This is a genomic window from Nocardia sp. NPDC003183 (genome assembly GCF_053590715.1).
The window spans coordinates 197,613-215,340 of the sequence record NZ_JBSFTG010000011.1 but is presented as its reverse complement, the minus strand read 5'-3'; the positions used below and the strand labels follow the sequence as shown (position 1 = coordinate 215,340).

The following is a 17,728-nucleotide window of genomic DNA, read 5'->3' as shown; positions in this document are numbered from 1 at the left end:
TTGCGACGGCCTATTACACCAAGGTCGGCTTCGTCGATCAGGCACCGTTGCTTGCTCCTTCGTCGCGTACGCAACGGCGCCTGATCGACGGGACGGCCGCGAACCCGCCGCTGCGCGGCGGATCCCTCCTCGAGGTCGGGATGTGCGGGGCCGGGAATGCGATCGGTGAAGGGCTGTCAGCCGAACGGGGGTGGTGCGGCCGGTTCGTAGCGCAGCACCCGGTTGCCGATCATCACCTCGGTGCCGGGGACGAGCACCATCGGCTGATTCGGGGTGAGGCGGACCCAGTCGCGGTAGCCGGGGTGCCGGCTGCGGGTGCCGTTGGTGGAACCGCGATCGATGAGTTGCACGTCCCAATTCACCAGGTGCACTTCGGCATGCGCGCGCGACATGCCGCCGGAGGTGTCGTCGATGCGCAGCGGGATGAGTCCGCGCTGGGCGGCGTCGGAGTTCTCCGGGTCCCGCCCGATCACCGCGTCGGCGGCCATCAGATAGGTCATGCCGTCGTCGAGCACGAGCATGCCGAGCGGCGGGCGGACCACCTCGGCGAGCGCTTGGGTCTGATCGACCGGCATGCCGCACACCGTGCAGAACGCCGAGCGCGGATCACTGGGATGCGCACGCGCGCACTTGAATCCCATCACCTTCACCGCCAGCACCGTCGACTTGGCGGTGGCTTCGAGCCTGCGCTGCAGGTCGGGGTCGGGTTCGGGCGCGGGATTGGTTCCGGAGAGCCGGGTTTCGGCGTTGTGCGGGTCGGCGACGGGAGTGTCGACCGTGCCGTGCGCGGTGCCGGTGACAGCGTCCAGCATCGAGGTCGCCGGCTGCATCCCCGTCGCGGGCTGCTCGGACGGTCGTGAATCCGGTTGCGCCGCACGCGGTTCCCGATCGATACGCGCAGTAGGCGGTGGCGGCCTGCGAGTCCGGCCCACCGATTCCGCGGTGCGCACCCGGCTGCGCACATCGTTGGACCACATCACGGCCCCGCCTGCCTGCGCGATTCCCTCGACCAGCCAACCGATTCCGCGCTCCGGCGGCAGATCCGGGATGCGGCCCTTGGCGTCGTCGACGAACAGCGCGACCGCCTTCGCGGGCTCGGAGGCGACCCGGTCGACGGTGAACGCCGCGTCACTACCGCGGTAGTACTCCGGGCCGTGGTCGTCGGCGAGCACCGCAGTCACCGAACCGTGCAGGAAGATCGCCACGCCACCGTTGTCGGCGGCCGAGAGCACCCCGAAATCGATCGGCACGCCCGGCGAGATCTGCTCGGCGTACTTCATGAGCCACCGCGTCGCCTCGCGCGCCACCACCGAACCCGGCCCCGACGGCGCCTGCTCGTGCGCGTCACGCACCAACTCCGCCAGCGATTCCAGCGCGATCGCCGCGGTATCGCCGGGCGTGAGCTTGCCCTGCCCGCGATGCGCGACCACGATCACCGCGCCCGCGACCCGTGCGACCGCGTGACTTCCGAGCACCACTTCGACCTGCCGATCCCTCACAGGTATCGGCCTCCACCGGAACTGCACAGCAGGGGGGTCGCCATGTCATCCAGACTATGGCAAGCACCCCGATCAGGTCCCCCTGGGCGGGGTAGGTCCGGTAACTTCATAGGTGTCGCGGGAGGAACATCGAGGGGAACCTGATGATCGATTCGACCAGAATTCGCATCGCGCTCGCCTGGGGTGGGGCTCTGATCGTCCTGTCCGGCTGTGCCGTCAGCGGCACAGCCGTCGCCGGTGAGCCCGATGTGCGCGGCCTGGAGACCGGGACCTTCGCCACCGACCGGCACGGCTACACCGACACCGCGGGCGACAGGGGCGCGATCGTCGAGGGTGCGCGGATGTCGGCGGCCGTGGTGCCCGCGGTGCGGATCGATCCGTCGCTCTCGCACGGACGCGGCGGCGTGATCGTCCCCGATATCGAACGCGCGCTGGATTTCGTCGCCAACGTCTCCAAACCTGTTCTGGAGAACCGCAAGTTCGTCACCGGCTATGTCGCGCTCGGCGCCGACAAGGCAGATCCCGACGGCCAGACCCGTCCCGGTCCCGACGCGACCGCGCTGACCACAGCGCTGTTCCGGTTCCCCACCGCGGCGGCCGCCACTCTCGCCGCGCGGGAACTCGAGGACGTCGACCTGGCCGTCTCCCCCGACAACCGCAAACTCGCCTCCACCGAATACCCTGACGCCTACCTCCATTGGCGCCCCGGCGTGCCCACCATCGGCGCCTTCCTCGCCCACGAAGAGTTCGTGATCTCGCTGTTCATCCAGCGGCCACGGGCCGACGCGACCGACCTCACTTCCTGGGTCGACAAGAATCTCGCCGCCGAACTCGCCCAGCTCGCGAAGTTCGACCCCACGCCCACCGAGAAGATCTCCGACCTCCCGGTAGACCCCGCCGGACTCCTGGCCCGCGCGGTCGTCGACGACCGCGCCGCCATGCGCCCCGGCCAGTACTCGTTCGCCTCCTATGCTCCTGAGCATCTCGTCAACAAGGCAGCCAACCTCACCACCCGCCAGAACCTGGTCGACGCAACAGGAGTGGAAGCCCACGCGGTGGTCGAGGGCGGCTCCGTCACGCGGGTACGCGACCAGTCCGCCGCGCAATCGCTCATGCAGGGCCTGATCGATTCGGCGGGCCACTACGACCCGATCACCGCCCCCGCCGATGTCCCCACCGCGACCTGCCTGAAACTCAACGACAACGGCAACAAAGAAGACGACTACGTCTACCGCTGCTATGTCGCCTACAAGCGCTATCTGGCCATGGTCAGCGCCGACGGTGAGCCCGAGGTCCGCCAGAAAATCACCGCCCAGTACGCCCTGCTGGCCAACAGCTTGTGAGTTCGCTCGGCCCCACTCCTCGATTGCGGTGACGTAGGATCTCGCCGACGATCGTTTCGGGGAGGAAATGAGTTGCGAGCCACCAAAGTCGTCTGTGTCCTGGCGACCGCACTGTTGACCACTGTCGTCACGGCCTGCGGTGGTCCCGACGAGATCGCCGCCACCGACGCCCCGGTGGACCTCGCCACTCTCGACGTCGGCAACTATCCGACCCAGCCCCGCCAGGTCGGGACGGTCGCGAACCTGGACCAGGGCCGCTTCATCGAGGCCGAACGTCTCGGCGACTTCGTACCGACGCCCGCCGATATCGATCCACGGTTCATCCACACCAATCCGTCGATCGCGTCGGTGTTCCTCGACGCCGAAGCCGCGCTCGGCAAGATCATGGCCGTCGACCGGTTCGCCGAGGTCGCCCCCGATTTCATCGGCGGATTCGTGAGCTCGGCGGAGACGAAGCCCAGCAACATGGGCCTGGACATGGTGAACGCGGTGATGATCTTCCCCGATGCGCAGAAGGCCACCACCGCCGCAGCCGAGCTGGAGAAACTCGATTTCGGCTACGCCCCGAACAACCAGCGCATCGAGATTCCTGGTTATCCCGCGGCGATCGCGCACTGGCAGCCCGATCAGCAGTCGATCGGGTCCTGGTTCGCCACCGGTCATCTGGTGATCTACACCTGGTTCTACGACTATCTGAAGATCTGGCTGGAGAAGGTCGACAAGCAAGCGCTGCTCGACCTCACCCGCAAGAGCCTCGACACCATCGTCCCTGCCGTCGCGAAATTCACCCCCACCCCCAGCACCGAACTGATGACCCTGCAGCGCGATCGCGACGGCATGCTCGGCCGCACCGCACCCCGCCCCCGCGAGGATTCCTGGATCAACCCACCCGGCGTCTACGCGGGCCGCACCGCCCGCCACTTCCTCTCCGACCCGGTGAGCGCCGCGAAGATGATCGACGACTACGGCATCGACCTCTACGCCAACGACGGCGCCGAGGTCTACCGCGCCCGCGACATCGCCGGCGCCCAGGGCGTCCGCGACGAGCTCGGCGGCGTCACCCGCAAATTCACCGCCTCCGCCGCACCGAAGAACCTGCCGAGCGCCCAGTGCAAGGAATACATCGGCAGGAAACAACGGATCGCGATCCGCTTCTATTGCGCGGTGTCCTACGACCGCTACGCCGCCTACGTCTGGTCGAACCAGCTCCTCGACGCCCAGCAGCGGATCTCGGCCCAGTACGCATTGTTGGTGAACGCGAAATGACAATCCGATACGCCGTGCTGGCCGCCGCACTGGCCACCGTCCTGACCGCGTGCGGCTCCACCCTGTCCGGGCAGGCGCTGCCTGCCGAGATGGATGTTCGCAGCCTCGACGTCGGCTCGTACCCGACCGAGCCGGTCAACGCCCACGACGACGACCCGGTCCCACCGTTCTACGAGATGTACGAGGTGGCGGCGATGCGGATCGCCGACTATGTGATCAACTCCCGCGACGTCGACGCCCAGATGACCTACGGCAAACGCGCGACCACCGTCTCCGCCGGCGTGATGCCCTCCGCGCTCGGCGACGAGCCGGCGATGTCGGCGATCGCCAAGAAGTACAAGATGCTCTACGGCTTCGAATCCAATGGCGCCGCCAAGGATTCGCGGGTCGAAACCTACGGTGACTGGCCGACGAAGAAGGCCGACAACAGACTCACCGCCACCACCATGGTCCTGCAGTTCCCCGACGCGGACCGCGCGACCGCCGCCGCGAAAGAGTTCTACGACACCGACTTCGCCATGAAGGAAGGCCGCAACCAACCCGTTGCCATCCCCGGACACCCTGCGGCCCTGTCGCATTGGCGTCCCGACTCCCCCTTCCTGCGCACCGTGCTCCCCCACGGCCCGTACGTGATCGCCTTCCTGCTCTCGGTGCCGACCCCCGACCAGCAAGCGCTCACCACCCTCGCCGCGAACGCCCTCACCGAGCAGATCGCGGCACTCGCCGAAACCACGCCGCTCACCGACGAAGAGGTCATGACGCTGCCGTGGGACCCCGACCACCTGCTGATGCGCACCCTCAACCCTGACCAGCTGGCCAACCCCGAGGGCTCCGGCTACTACGTGGTCACCGGCAAACACGGCATCCTGCACTACGCGGGCGACCAGCTCCCCACCGATCGCCACTACATCGACGAGCAGCTCACCAAGATGAGCGCCCAGCAGGTGGCCCTGTCCTGGGGCTCGATCGCCGTGCGCACTCCCGACGAGCAGACCGCCCGCCGCGCGGTCACCGAGAAGATGTTCCTCTGGCAGGTAGAAACCGAAGCCGCCAACCCACCCAACCTCCCCGACACCGCCTGCGTGGAGAACAAACGCACCGGCGCGGCGAAACGCTTCAGCTGCATCCTCGCCTACAACGAATACGTCGGAATAGTCAGCGGCAACCAGCTTTTGGATGCCCATCAACGTGCGGCCGCGCAATATGCACTATTCGCCAACAGCCGATAATCCCACACCGGCCGACCCCTACGGAGTCCTATATGCTCCAGCCGGGAAAGCGGCAGTGTGCGGCATTGAGTCAGGAGATCGTAAAAGATGGTGATGAGCCACGGCACCATCGTCGGCGGGTACCGCGTGCAGCGGGTACTCGGTGCCGGCGGCATGGGCACGGTTTACCTGGCCAAACATCCCAGCCTGCCGCGGATGGACGCCCTGAAGGTGCTCAGCGCCGAACTCAGCCGCGACCCCGAGTTCCGTGCGCGCTTCGAGCGCGAGGCCAATCTCGCCGCCGGCCTCGACCACAACAACATCGTCTCGGTCTACAACCGCGGTGAAGAGCACGGCCAGCTGTGGATCGCCATGCAGTACGTGGACGGCACCGACGCCGCTGCCGAACTGGCCCGCGACCCGCATTCCATGACCCCGCTGCGCGCCCTTCGCATCACCAGCGAGGTGGGCAAGGGCCTGGACTACGCCCACCGCCGCGGCCTGCTGCACCGCGACGTCAAGCCCGCCAACTTTCTGCTGTCGAGCAGCGACGGCGAAGAGGAACGCGTCCTGCTCACCGACTTCGGTGTCGCGAAGTCCACCGACGACGCCACCGAACTCACCCAGACCGGCAGCTTCCTCGCCACCATCGCCTACGCCCCGCCGGAACAACTCAGCGGCGCCGTCCTCGACCATCGCGCCGACATATACAGCCTCGCCTGCGCCTTCTACAAACTCCTGACCGGCCAAAACCCTTATCCCGCAGCCCAACCCGCCATGGTCATGATGGGCCACCTCCACGAGCCCCCACCCCAGGCAACCCGAGTCCGCCCCGGCCTCCCCCACGCCATCGACCACGTCTTCGCCCGCGCGATGGCCAAAAACCCCGCCGAACGTTTCGCCACCTGCCGCGAATTCACCGATGCCGCATCGAACGCGCTGACACCGGGATTCAACCCCACCGGCCACAACACTTCACCGACTTACCCGATCCAGGTGATGCCGCCCCGCGAGCACACCGATCCGCGGGCCGCGGTATCGCTGCACGGACTCACAGCATCCACACCGACCGCTCCCAGCAAGACCAAGCGCGCGGTAGTGATCGGCGCAGCAATCGCGCTCGTCGTCGGAATCGGCACCGGAGTCGGCATTTGGGCCGCGGGCGGATCCGACCCAACGCCCGGCACCACCACCAGCACATCGGCCTCTGCCCTGCCGCCGATCGAGCAGGAACGCAAGGACAATCCGCAGTTCGCAGGTAAGACTGTCACGCTCCTCAATGTCACGCAGCAACCGAACAAATTCGGAATCTATTTTACCGGCAGCCCGCAGACACAGTTTTTGGAAAAACTCGGTTTCGTCTACAACTTCAAATACACGAATACCGAAGGGATTCCGTCACCCAAAGAGGTCTCGGACAGCTCGAGTGCGCTCGAAGCACCGGACGACAGCTACGTCATCGTGCTCCGTAGCGACGAGAAGGCCGGTGGCGGTGGGCTTCTCGGTCTCCCGTACGGAATAACCAGCTCACGGGCAATTGTCGTCCCTATCGATGATCCCAGCACGGTATCCGCCATGCGGAATTGGTCGCCCGAATCCGAGGCACTGATGATCAGCAAGCTGGTCCCCGTCCTCAAATCAAAGATCAGATAGAGAAATTCGAAAAACTACCAACGGGGGGACGCTTTGCGTTCTGAATTGACATCACCAAATGCATCAAGAAAACGAGCATACAGAGCGGCATTAAGCGCGACAGTTTCTATCGCATGCCTGTTGGCGACAGGCTGCGGGGGCGAAGCAAGCCCGGCCGGCCCGGTGGCCGCTCCAGAGGTACAGGTCGACCTGAGTAAGCTCGAAATGGGAAACTACCCGAGCAAACCGATCCCCTTGGGAATGGCTGAAACCGACGACGAGGCAGCACTGGTCGAAGCGCGACGCATTGCCGAGGCCATGCCCCTGCCTACAGAGATCGACCCAGCGCTGAATTTCACAAACCGATTCAACCAGAGTCGTACGTTCACAGATGTATCGCACTACCCATTGTCACGGGATCTGCTCATGAGCCGCGAAGATTTCAACACCTTCGCACCCGGGTTCATATCCGGCTATTACAGCGAGGGGCGATCTGACTTCAATGGAAATCTCTCCTGGACACTGAACAACTATGCCCTTCTGTTTACTGATGCCGAGTCAGCCAAAAACGCCGTGCCATCCTTGGGCGCCAAGCACCAGGAAATTCTCGGGGCAAACTACCAAGGCACCCGGCTATCGCGATTTCCTGAAGCCCATGCCGTGTGGACCCCGCTATACGATGCAATCTACGTGTGGCATTCAGTAGGTCAATTCTTGGTACTGACCGTCGCCAGAGACAATCTCAGTGATCAGATCGGAACCGACGACCTACCCGGGATGCAGTCCAAGGCAGAGAAGGTCATCGCGGCTATCCAGCCCAGTTTGTCGAAATTCACACCGACTCCGCGCGATAAATGGAGCACGCTGGACCGCGATGTCGACGGAATTCTTGCCATGACAGTCCCTGCTACCAACGACTCTGTAACTGACGGTGCCACGATCCCTACTGCATATCAGAAGCATGGCGCATTGCAGGTCTCGCTGAATATCACTGAAGACCAGCGACTGTTCGATGAAACAGGCGTTGACGTGGCCGCTTTCAACGGCGGGGAATTGTATCGGACCAAGAACGCAGAGTCCGCACAGCTGCTGGAGAAGCGACGGGGCGAACGTGGCCGCATGTTCATTGTGGCACCGAGCCCACCAGGACTGCCGTCTGCCAAATGTCACGAAAATCGGGAAAAATTCCGCGGTGTCAACCCGCGGTTCTACTGCACCATCACCTTCGGCAGATATGCGGCCCAGATATCCGCAAACCAACTAACCGATGCACATCAGCGAATTTCGGCCCAGTACTCGCTATTGGCGAACTCCAAATAATAGCCAGACGGAAGCGAGGACAGACCATGCGCAAACATATTGCTAAAGTTGCGGTCGCAGCTGTTATTTCGTCGATTTTGGGATCAGGCTGCGGATCGAACGTCGACGGAACGGCGATCGCAGGCGAAATCGATGTCCGAACCTTGGATGTAGGAAAGTACCAAACGCTCCCGGTCAGCGCTTATTATCAGTATAAGCACGGCTACAAGTACGGCCAGGAACTAGCAGCTATGCGCCTGGCCGACCATCTCGTACTCGGCACCGATGTTGATCCGAGCCTGAAGTACGGGGCCTGGGGTTCGTTTACATCCGAAACCTTGTTGAGCGAGTTCAGCGATACGGTGAAGCCATCACTGAAAGAGCATCGGCTGCTTTACGGATTCAGTACCGGAAGCACCGATAAAGAACACTTCGGCACGTTTGCCCTATCGCCCGGCGATGACGTCCTGGCAGATACTCAACGTTCACTGAAACCGACATATTTCGGAATGCGTGTAATGCAATTTCCGGACGACGATGCAGCAAGACGCGCGGCCGAATCGATCGAGGTCCTCGACTTCCAGGTAGCCGCCGACCAGAATCAGAAGCTGACAATCGACAAGTACCCGGCCGCCCACGCGCATTGGCGCCCCGGAATACCGAGCATGGCCGCGAATATCGCGCGAGGCAGTTACGTCGTGAGCCTGCAGGTGGGTCTGCCGTCAGCTGATCTGCCGCAATTGAAGGATCTGGCCGGCCGAGTCCTGGATGCCCAATTGCCACGGCTCGACAAGTTGCCGGCGCTCACGCCGATGGAAATACTGATGCTCGAACACGATCCTGCCCATGTGTTGGAACGTGCGTTGAACCGCGAACAGCTGGGCGGGCCGGAAGATACGCGGTCGGCATCGTACGGCCTCCAGGGTTTCCTGCAGGTACAACGTGCGGAGCAGGAACACCGGGGTCTGTACGAGGAGACCGGCGTCGATCACATCGGGATCGGATGGGACGCAACCGTTTTCCGGGCACGAGACTCTTCTGCCGCGGAGAAGTTCCAGGCCGGGATGTTCGAGGGCCCGCGATTCGGCCCGGCGAACTCGCCCACCGCGGTGCCCGCTACCAACTGCATCGAGAACAAGGTCACCTCCAGTGACATCAAGCGGTTCTCCTGCTCGGTGCGTTACCGGCAGTATGTCGGGCTCGTCAGCAGCCACCAGATCAATGACGCGCATCAGCGTGCGGCCGCGCAGTATGCCGTCTTCGCCAACGCCCAGTAGCTGACGTTGCACACATGCTCCTGTCCGACAACGGCGGCGGGAGTGGGGTGTGCAGACAGCGCCGCGATCGGTATGGTGATACGCGAAGTGCCGCTGGCCTTGTGACTCGGGCTGTGGCAGGGGAAGGAGGGGGAAAGCTTCGCGGACATGTAGGCCTCGTGTCGCCAGGGCGACGGCGGAGCCATGAATCCGCAGGTACAGCAGGGTGGACATCGGCGTCATCCCGGGGGCCGAAAAAAATCTCGGAAGATGTGGGAACCGATCCACCCTGGCTCGCGTCCAATCATATGAACGGGTCGACCGGAGCAGTTGCTCCCGACTCCCAGCACAGCAAATCGGAAGGAAGACACCATGGCGGGTCAGCTCAGTGCCAGTGCAACCGAAATTGACAATTTCGTGAAGACCTCCGAGTCCAAGCACCAGGATCTGCTTACCGCGATCCAGGCGCTGAAGACGCTGGAGGACCAGACCACCGCAACGTGGAGTGGTGGCGCCCGCGCAGCGTTCGACTCCTTCATGGAGCGTTACTACTTCCAGGCCGACAAGCTCAACGACAAGCTCCTCGAGACCTGCGAGAACCTGCGTAACGCCGGTAAGTCCTACGACGAGCAGGACCACGACTTCGCCTCGCAGGTGAAGGCCCAGGTCAGCTCGCTCGACCTCCCCGCTCTCTGATCCGACCCCACCACACTTAGTAAGGAGCCATCGATGGCAGGCAACGACGTCACGCGGATTTCCGCTAACTTCGGCGAGGTCGAGGCCGGTGCGCAGCGCATCGTCCAGGATGCCCGCGGCATCATGACCATGCTGGAGGACTTCCACAAGCAGGTCACCGACTTCGTCACCAACAACTGGGCTGGTGACGCGAACGATGCGTTCACTCAGCTGCAGGCGCAGTGGAACACCCACGTGCAGCAGCTCAACACCACCCTCGAAGGTGCCGGCACGCTGGTCCAGACCGGCAACTCGGACCTCAAGGGCACCGACACCGCTCTCGCGGGTCTGTTCTGATCCCAGCACCATACAAGTCAGGCCCCGGCTCACAGCCGGGGCCTGACTTGTTTCAGGACCAGTTGTCCTAGAATCCAGCGCGCTCGAGGTATTTCAAGGCAGCGTCTTTGTCCTTGAATCCTGACATCACCGTGTACAGCTTCGTCGCCGTGTTGAAGGTTTCCACGGTGGCCCCGCCACCCGGGATCGTGTCATCGATGCGGAACTTCTTCTCGCCCTTGTCCATCAGCCATTCCGGGTGCTGGCTGCTCCACTGACGGAGCAGTTTGTCCGGGTTGGTGTCGATCCAGGCGATCGGGTAGCGGTCGATATCGACGGCTGTTCTGAGGAGGCCAACCGTCAAGCTGTTCTTGGCGGGCACCGTGAAGACCACTCGGACCGCGTACGGGTCGTTGCCGATCGGGGCCTTCTCGGTGATGTTGTTGACGGCGACGACTTCGCGCAGGGGCGCGGGCAACGCTTCGAGGACGATCTTGGCATCGGCCGAAACAGGTTGCGGGGCCGCCTTGGTCGTCGTCGGTGCGGGCTTGGAGGTGCTCTTCGCAGCGGTGGGCGCCGCGGGCGCTTCCTGGACCGACGATGGGGGCGCTGCGACCGTTCCCGCTTCGTCGTCGCCTCCGCCGGCGAAAGCGACAGCGCCGACCACCAGCACACCGATGACGACAACAGCGCCGCCGACCAGCACAAGAGGCGATTTCCACCACGGGTTCTGCTGCGGCGGTTGGGGCCATCCCTGCTGCGGTGGTTGACCCCAACCCTGTTGCGGGTGGGGTTGACCGCCCGGCTGCGGATGCGAGCCGTACTGCGGCGGCTGCATCGGCGGATACGGCTGCTGACCGGCATACTGCTGCGGCGCACCCTGACCGGGTGCCCAACCCGGACCTTGCTGCGGCGGTGGATAAGTCATGGTTTCCCCTCCCGATTCACAGGCCGCGCGCGATACACCGGCGACCCGCTGCGAGCGTACTTGCGCACGCCGTCGAACCCGAATCGAGGCAATCCGCTACTGCCCGCTGATCCGCACACCGCTGAGGATCATGTCCAGCTCTGAGCGGTAGCGGGGGACGTTGGTGATGGGGGTTTGGGTGGTTATTTGGATGGGGTAGAACTTGTCGCCCACCGGGTAGGCGAACTCCAGGTAGTCGTGGTGGGAGTTGGCGGTGGTTCCGGCGGTGAGGTGGGCGGGGGTGCCGCAGATCCGCACCTCTTCGGAACGTGTTCGGTGCCAGTCGGATTCGTGGGGGCGCAGGATCTGAAGAGTGTTGCTCGCGGCGTCGGCGGTCTTCGCGGGGCTGAAGGTGGTGACGGTGACCGTGGCCATGCCGAAGGGTGGGTCGGCGCCTTCGATGGTCTCGAAACGGTGGAGGACGAGACCACCACCTTCGACCGGCTGGGTCGACCAGCCCGGGAGTTGGGGGGCATGGATGGTGAAGCCGGCGGTGTTGGCCGTGGTAGCCGAAGGAACGTCCGTCGGGCACGAGGGCGTGCTGGAGGTCGACAGGTCGGCCGGGGTACATGCCAGCGTGCAGGACGCCAGGAGCGCAGCGAAGAGGATGCGGCTCATGGCCCGACGTGGACGCCTCCGACGACCTGCTCGCAGGCGGACATCACACCGGCCCAACCATTTTCGGCGTACTGGCAGCCGATGCTGACCTGGATTCCCCGTTCGACGAGGACCTGCCAGCGAACCGTTGACCCGTCAGCGGGACGCTCTTCGTAGGAGAGTCCGGGGCGGCCGGCGAAGACTACGTCTCGGCGCACCGGGGTGACGGTGCCTGCGGGCTTTTTGGCGATTTGGGCGCTGAGGTCGGCGGCGACCTCGTCGTAGCCTGCACCGGGGGTGACCGGCTTCTGGGTGATGGTGATGCGGTGGCGGGCCGCCTCGTCGGGGACGAGGTCGGCGCGGGCGTCGGTGGCCGTGGTGCGGTGCCAGCCCGCAGGGATCTCGATGACGACTCGGCCGACCGTCTCGGTGGTGGGTTTCGGCTTCGGCTTCGCCGATGTGGGCTGGGGTGCTGCGCTCGTCACCACGGGGGCCGAGGTGGTCGCGACGGCGGCCGTGGCCTGTTGGTCGCCGGATCCGAACAGGAAGAAGCCACCGATCGCTGCCGCGGCGACGACAGCGGCGAGAGCCGCGGCGCCGATGTAGAGCGGGCGGCGATCGACCGGGTTGGTCGCCGCGGCACGTTCACGCAGGGGCTGCATCCACTCGGCCGCGGGCGGGATGTTCGGCGTGTAGGCGGGAGCCTTCTGAGTAGGTCGCGCCAGGTCTGTTCCGGTGAGCGGACTGACGGGAACACCTGCGCCGCACGCACTTTCGACTGCGGCGGTGACCGAGGCCAGTACCGTCGGATCGGTGGCGCCGAACACCTGGACGACGTCGGCGGGGCGATCGGCGAGCAGGCGGCCGAGAAGTGCCGTGAGCCGGCCGAAGCCTTCTTCGTCGGCGAGTTCCGAGGCCGCCAGGTTCGGTTCGACCTCGACCGCCTCGACGTGGGTGCCGTACGTGTCGTAGGTGACCGACGAAGCCGAGGTCGACAGCATGCCGAACTCGATGATCGCGGTGCGGCGGCTACGACTGGCGGTGACATCGACGGCCGAGGCCCGCAGTGCACAGGCCTCGAATGCCACCTCGTGGGTGAATTGCTGTGCGGCGGTGCCGAACAGATCGAGTTCGGGTTGCCCCCACGAGGTGGGATGCACGATGACGATCTGCTCACACAGCGGCGTCACCCGCAGAGTGTCCATGATCGCCGCGAGCAGCGCGGACAGGGCTTGGCCCACCGTCGGCATCCGAGGTGGCAGCGCGAGTACACCGCCGGCCAGGTACTGCACCACCGACACCGCCTGGGTGGGCGGGGTCAGCGGCTCACCGACGACGAGATCGGAACCGTTGCTGCCCAAGACAACCGACGGCGCGACATCCCAGTGGGTGGTGGCGCCACGCGCCCACACTTTGGCTTCGCTGACAACGAGCTCGACGACGGTCATTCCGGTTGCGGCATCCAGGCGGTCTGGACCAGGCCCTCGGTGTTACGCGTGACGAAGGTGCCACGCCCGGCGGGCTTGGGGCCGGGACGCGTGGTACCGACCATGACGCCTTCGTCTTTGCTGCAGCTCATCACCAGTGCGGCCGAACCGAGGTCCTTCATCCGGGCCAGCGTCGCCTCGTACATGGCGCGGCTGGCTCCACCGGAGCGGCGAGCGATGATCAGGTGGAAGCCGAGGTCGCGAGCGTGCGGCAGATGCTCGACGAGCGCCGAGACCGGGTTGCCCGACGAGGTGGCCACCAGGTCGTAGTCGTCGACGAGCACATACAGCTCGGGACCGGTCCACCACGAACGCTCGCGCAACTGCTGTGGCGTCACCTCGGGACCGGGGGTCCGCTTGGCGACATACGCCGCGAGGTCGGCCATGTTCTGGGTGAATTGCGGTGCGGTGGAACCGTATCCGGCCTGGTAACCCTCGGGGATGATGCCCAGCATCGAGCGGCGGTAGTCGCCGACGATGAACCGTGCCTCATTCGGGGTGTTCGACGCGGCGATGCCCTCGATGATCGAGCGCAACAGCGTGGTCTTACCGGACTCGGAGTCGCCGATGATGATGAAGTGCGGGCTTTCCGCGAAATCGATGTAGACCGGAGCGAGCTCGGCCTCGTTGATACCGATCGGGATTCGCAGGCACTTGGTCGCCGGATCGACCCGCGAGGGCCAGTTGCCCGCCAGGTACAGCAGCTGTTCGCGGGGCAGCTGATCGGGCAGCATGCGGACCTGCGGCGCGGGACGGCCCGGCGTCATCCGGGCGATCGTCTCGACCGCGGACGACACCGCTTGGCCCAGATTGGACGGATCGGCGGAGCCGTCGATCCGCGGCAGCGCGGTGAGCATGTGCAGGCACTCGGCGGTCATACCGCGGCCGGGGCGACCCTGCGGAACCAGCGACGCGAACTTGCGGCCGAGGTCGGAATCCATCGGATCGCCGAGGCGCAGCTCGATGCGGGTGCCGATCTGGTCCTTGAGCGCGGGGCGGGCTTCCGCCCAGCGGGCGAGCGCGATCACCACATGCACGCCATACGAAAGACCCTGCACCGCAAGGTTCATGATGACCTGCTCGAGCGCGTCGAAGTCCTGGCGGATCGAACCGTAGCCATCGATCACCAGGAATACGTCACCGAACGGATCCTCGTGCGCGCCCTGGGCAGCCGGGCTCGACGCCGGATCCATCGAACGCAGGCGACGGAACTCGACCATCGACTCGATGCCGAGCTGACGGAACTTCGCCTCACGGGTGCGAACGATCGTGGTCATCTCGGCGACGGTGCGCCGGACCTGATCCTCGTCGAGGCGGCTTGCCACCGAACCGACGTGCGGCAGACCCTGCAGGCTGGTCAACGTGCCACCACCGAAGTCGAGGCAGTAGAACTGCACCTGCTCGGCGGTGTGGGTCAACGCCATCGCCATGATCATCGAACGCAGGGCGGTCGACTTACCCGACTGCGGACCGCCGACGATCGCGACATTGCCTCGCGAACCGGACAGGTCGACCACGAACGGGTCGCGGCGCTGATCGTAGGGGCGGTCGACGATGCCCATGGGGGCACGCAGGGTGGCGATCGCGGCGAATTCGCCGGTGAGGATCGAGCGCGGCACGAGCTGATCCATGGTCGGCGCTTCCTCGAGCGGCGGCAACCAGATCTCGTGGGCAGGTCGGCCGTGGCCCGAGATGCGCGAGACCAGCATGTTCAGGTTCGACATCTGCTCGTTGTCGTCGCCGACCGGCTCCGGCTCGAACTCGGCCTCCACCGGCAGCGGAACCCGATCGGCGGCGCGGAAGCCCACGTGGGTCGCCGCGAAAGGCCGGGCGTTGACGTCGATCTCGCCGCCGACGATGCCGGCGCTGGTGACCTCGCGCGCCGATCCACCACCGACATACGGACCCGACACGTACGAGGCCTGGAAGCGCTGGATCTCACCCGAGTCGGACTTCAGGTAACCGCCACCGGGGGTACTCGGCAGGTTGTAGGCGTCGGGGACGCCGAGGACCTGGCGGGACTCGTTGGCGGAGAAGGTCTTCAGGCCGATGCGGTAGGACAGGTGCGATTCCAGGCCCTTGAGCTTGCCCTCTTCCAGACGCTGCGAGGCGAGCAGGAGGTGGACCTGCAGCGAGCGGCCCAGGCGGCCGATCATCACGAACAGTTCGGCGAAGTCGGGGTGCTGGGTGAGCAGTTCGGAGAACTCGTCGAGCACGACGAACAGCGCGGGCAGCGGGTCGAGGTCGGCACCGGCGGCGCGGGCCTTCTCGTATTCGGAGACGTTGGCGAAGTTACCGGCCTGGCGCAGGACTTCCTGGCGGCGGTTCATCTCGCCCGCCAGCGCGTCCTTCATACGGTCGACGAGGTCGGCTTCGTCCTCGAGGTTGGTGATCACCGCGGCGACGTGCGGAACGCCGTCCAGGCCGAGGAACGTCGCACCACCCTTGAAGTCGACGAGGACCAGGTTGAGCTGGTCGGGCGAGTGGGTGGCGAGCAGGCTGAGCACCAGGGTGCGCAGGAATTCCGACTTACCGGAACCGGTCGCGCCGATGCACAGGCCGTGCGGGCCCATGCCGTTCTCGGCGGCTTCCTTGATGTCGAGCTCCACCGGTGCACCGTCGGCGCCGATGCCGAACGGCACGCGCAGACGCTCGCGGCCGTAGCGGGGACGCCAGGCGCTGGCCGGGTTGAAGTTGCCGATATCGCCCAGGTTCATCAGCTGCGACCAGGTGGAGATCGTCTCGGTCTCGTCGGTCTCGACATCGCTGCTGCGCTGGGTGGCCGCACGGTAGGGCGCGAGCCTGCGGGCCAGCTGCTGGGCCTGCTCGGCGCTGACCCGGTCGATGGTGGCGAAGCGTTCCTGGTTGCCGGTGGCGCCGCGGCCGAGGCACTCGCCGTCTTCGACGACCATCTTGATGCCGCGCGAAACGGCAAGGCGCGGTGCGTAATTGCACAGGTCGATGATGGTGACGCCCTCGTACCCGGACTCACGCAGCTGGTCGTCCTCGGCCTCGAGCAGGCCACCGTCGACGACGATCACCACGTGCACCATGTTCGGGTTGTTCGGCTGGTTACGCGAGTAGCGGACCCGGTTGCCGAGCAGCGGATGCAGGCCGCTCATCGCCTCGCGGATGGAGCCGTAGAACATGCGCTGGGTGCCGATGCCGTCCTGGGAATCGGGGTGCTGGGTGTGCGGGAGCCACTTGGTCCACTCCCACTCGCGGGCGGTGTCCGGGCCACAGACCACGGCCACGAGCACCTGGTCGGGCGCCTGGAACATGCACAGCTGCAACAACATCGCGCGCGTCATGTCGCGCGCTTGGGCGCGGTCGCCGTCGAGGGCGACGGTGCCGAAGCCCTTCACCGCGATGGCGGTGGGCAGATCGGGAACCGTGGAATGCGCGCGCACGAAACGGCGCAGCGACACCGCGGCGATGGGCTCCAGCTCTTCGACGGGGCCGGTTTCGGGGGCTACCAGCCTGGTCGCCAGGCGCTGGCCGCCGAGACCGATGCGCGCGTGGCAGAAATCCTTGTCGCCGGAGCGGCGCTCCCACATCCGGCTGGTGCCCGCGAGCATCCAGATCAGGCCGGGCTCGGGGTGGCTCCACTCGACGGCGGCGCGCTGCTGCTTGGCGGTCTCGTCGACGTCTTTACGGACCTGATCGAGGTAGCGCAGATAGTCCTTGCGGTCCTCGTTGGCCTCAGCGGCCTTGGCGCCCTTGCCACCACCCTGTCCGAACATGGTGACCATCGACATGATCATCATCATCGGGAACATCATCGACATCGGGTTGGACAGCATGCCGCTGCCCTGGGTGAACATCAGCGCCATCATGCCGACCATGCCGACGACCATGACGACGGGCATCAGCTTCGCGAGCAGGTTGCCCGGGGTGATCCGCGGGATCTCCGGCGGCGGCTGCAGCGTGACCTCGCCGCCGGGTGTACGCGGCATCTCGCGCCGGGCACGGCGCTGGAACCTGACGGTGCTCATGGTCGAAGACTCCCCCTGCTTGACTACTCGCTCATCTGTCGTCGCGACGGGCTCAGTGTAGAGGTCGCGGCCGACATGTCGTATGGTTCGTCAGGCATTCTGCTGTCCGAACGGTGGGTTCCGCAAACTGTCGACCGTGTGAGCGGTCGAGCGGAAACACGAGGTAGA

At 65.3% G+C, this 17,728-nt stretch carries 13 protein-coding genes; 8 read left to right on the top strand and 5 right to left on the bottom strand.

All coding sequences use genetic code 11. The features are described from left to right. Window positions 1-176: 176 nt before the first annotated feature. Window positions 177-1,499, bottom strand: a complete 1,323-nt coding sequence (locus tag ACWDXS_RS26460; RefSeq protein WP_449969616.1) for an FHA domain-containing protein — start codon at window positions 1,497-1,499, stop codon at window positions 177-179. A 143-nt stretch (window positions 1,500-1,642) separates the two neighbouring features. Between ACWDXS_RS26460 and ACWDXS_RS26455 the strand changes: the two genes are divergently transcribed. The 8 genes from ACWDXS_RS26455 to ACWDXS_RS26420 all read left to right on the top strand — a co-directional run bounded on the left by ACWDXS_RS26455 (window position 1,643) and on the right by ACWDXS_RS26420 (window position 10,535). Next, entirely contained in the window at window positions 1,643-2,842 is a 1,200-nt protein-coding gene (locus ACWDXS_RS26455) for a DUF7373 family lipoprotein (protein WP_449969613.1), read from the top strand. Between the two features lie 72 nt (window positions 2,843-2,914). Continuing rightward, complete coding sequence (locus ACWDXS_RS26450) at window positions 2,915-4,108, top strand: DUF7373 family lipoprotein (RefSeq protein WP_378993591.1); 1,194 nt, start codon at window positions 2,915-2,917, stop codon at window positions 4,106-4,108. Beyond that, complete coding sequence (locus tag ACWDXS_RS26445; protein WP_449969610.1) at window positions 4,105-5,337, top strand: DUF7373 family lipoprotein; 1,233 nt, start codon at window positions 4,105-4,107, stop codon at window positions 5,335-5,337. Before ACWDXS_RS26450 ends, ACWDXS_RS26445 begins: the two co-directional genes overlap by 4 nt. A gap of 93 nt (window positions 5,338-5,430) precedes the next feature. Next, on the top strand, window positions 5,431-6,969 hold the full coding sequence (locus ACWDXS_RS26440) for a serine/threonine protein kinase (protein ID WP_378993593.1): 1,539 nt from the start codon (window positions 5,431-5,433) through the stop codon (window positions 6,967-6,969). A gap of 33 nt (window positions 6,970-7,002) precedes the next feature. Further along, window positions 7,003-8,268: a DUF7373 family lipoprotein gene (locus ACWDXS_RS26435; RefSeq protein ID WP_449969607.1), complete on the top strand. Its 1,266-nt coding sequence runs from the start codon at window positions 7,003-7,005 to the stop codon at window positions 8,266-8,268. Between the two features lie 26 nt (window positions 8,269-8,294). Continuing rightward, window positions 8,295-9,524 (top strand): DUF7373 family lipoprotein, encoded by a 1,230-nt coding sequence (locus ACWDXS_RS26430; protein WP_449969604.1) that lies wholly within the window; start codon window positions 8,295-8,297, stop codon window positions 9,522-9,524. 351 nt (window positions 9,525-9,875) lie between these two features. Continuing rightward, window positions 9,876-10,199, top strand: a complete 324-nt coding sequence (locus tag ACWDXS_RS26425) for a WXG100 family type VII secretion target (RefSeq protein WP_378661991.1) — start codon at window positions 9,876-9,878, stop codon at window positions 10,197-10,199. Between the two features lie 33 nt (window positions 10,200-10,232). After that, on the top strand, window positions 10,233-10,535 hold the full coding sequence (locus ACWDXS_RS26420; protein WP_378661988.1) for a WXG100 family type VII secretion target: 303 nt from the start codon (window positions 10,233-10,235) through the stop codon (window positions 10,533-10,535). Window positions 10,536-10,602: 67 nt separating this feature from the next. On the opposite strand, the gene ACWDXS_RS26415 is transcribed toward ACWDXS_RS26420, so the two are convergent. From ACWDXS_RS26415 to eccCa, 4 genes are all read right to left on the bottom strand, one after another. Continuing rightward, window positions 10,603-11,442, bottom strand: coding sequence for a hypothetical protein (locus ACWDXS_RS26415; protein WP_449969599.1), 840 nt, complete (start codon window positions 11,440-11,442; stop codon window positions 10,603-10,605). A gap of 96 nt (window positions 11,443-11,538) precedes the next feature. After that, on the bottom strand, window positions 11,539-12,099 hold the full coding sequence (locus ACWDXS_RS26410) for a hypothetical protein (protein ID WP_449969596.1): 561 nt from the start codon (window positions 12,097-12,099) through the stop codon (window positions 11,539-11,541). Beyond that, complete coding sequence (locus tag ACWDXS_RS26405) at window positions 12,096-13,526, bottom strand: type VII secretion-associated protein (RefSeq protein ID WP_449969593.1); 1,431 nt, start codon at window positions 13,524-13,526, stop codon at window positions 12,096-12,098. Before ACWDXS_RS26405 ends, ACWDXS_RS26410 begins: the two co-directional genes overlap by 4 nt. After that, complete coding sequence (eccCa, locus tag ACWDXS_RS26400) at window positions 13,523-17,560, bottom strand: type VII secretion protein EccCa (RefSeq protein WP_378993599.1); 4,038 nt, start codon at window positions 17,558-17,560, stop codon at window positions 13,523-13,525. Before eccCa ends, ACWDXS_RS26405 begins: the two co-directional genes overlap by 4 nt. Window positions 17,561-17,728 lie beyond the last annotated feature (168 nt).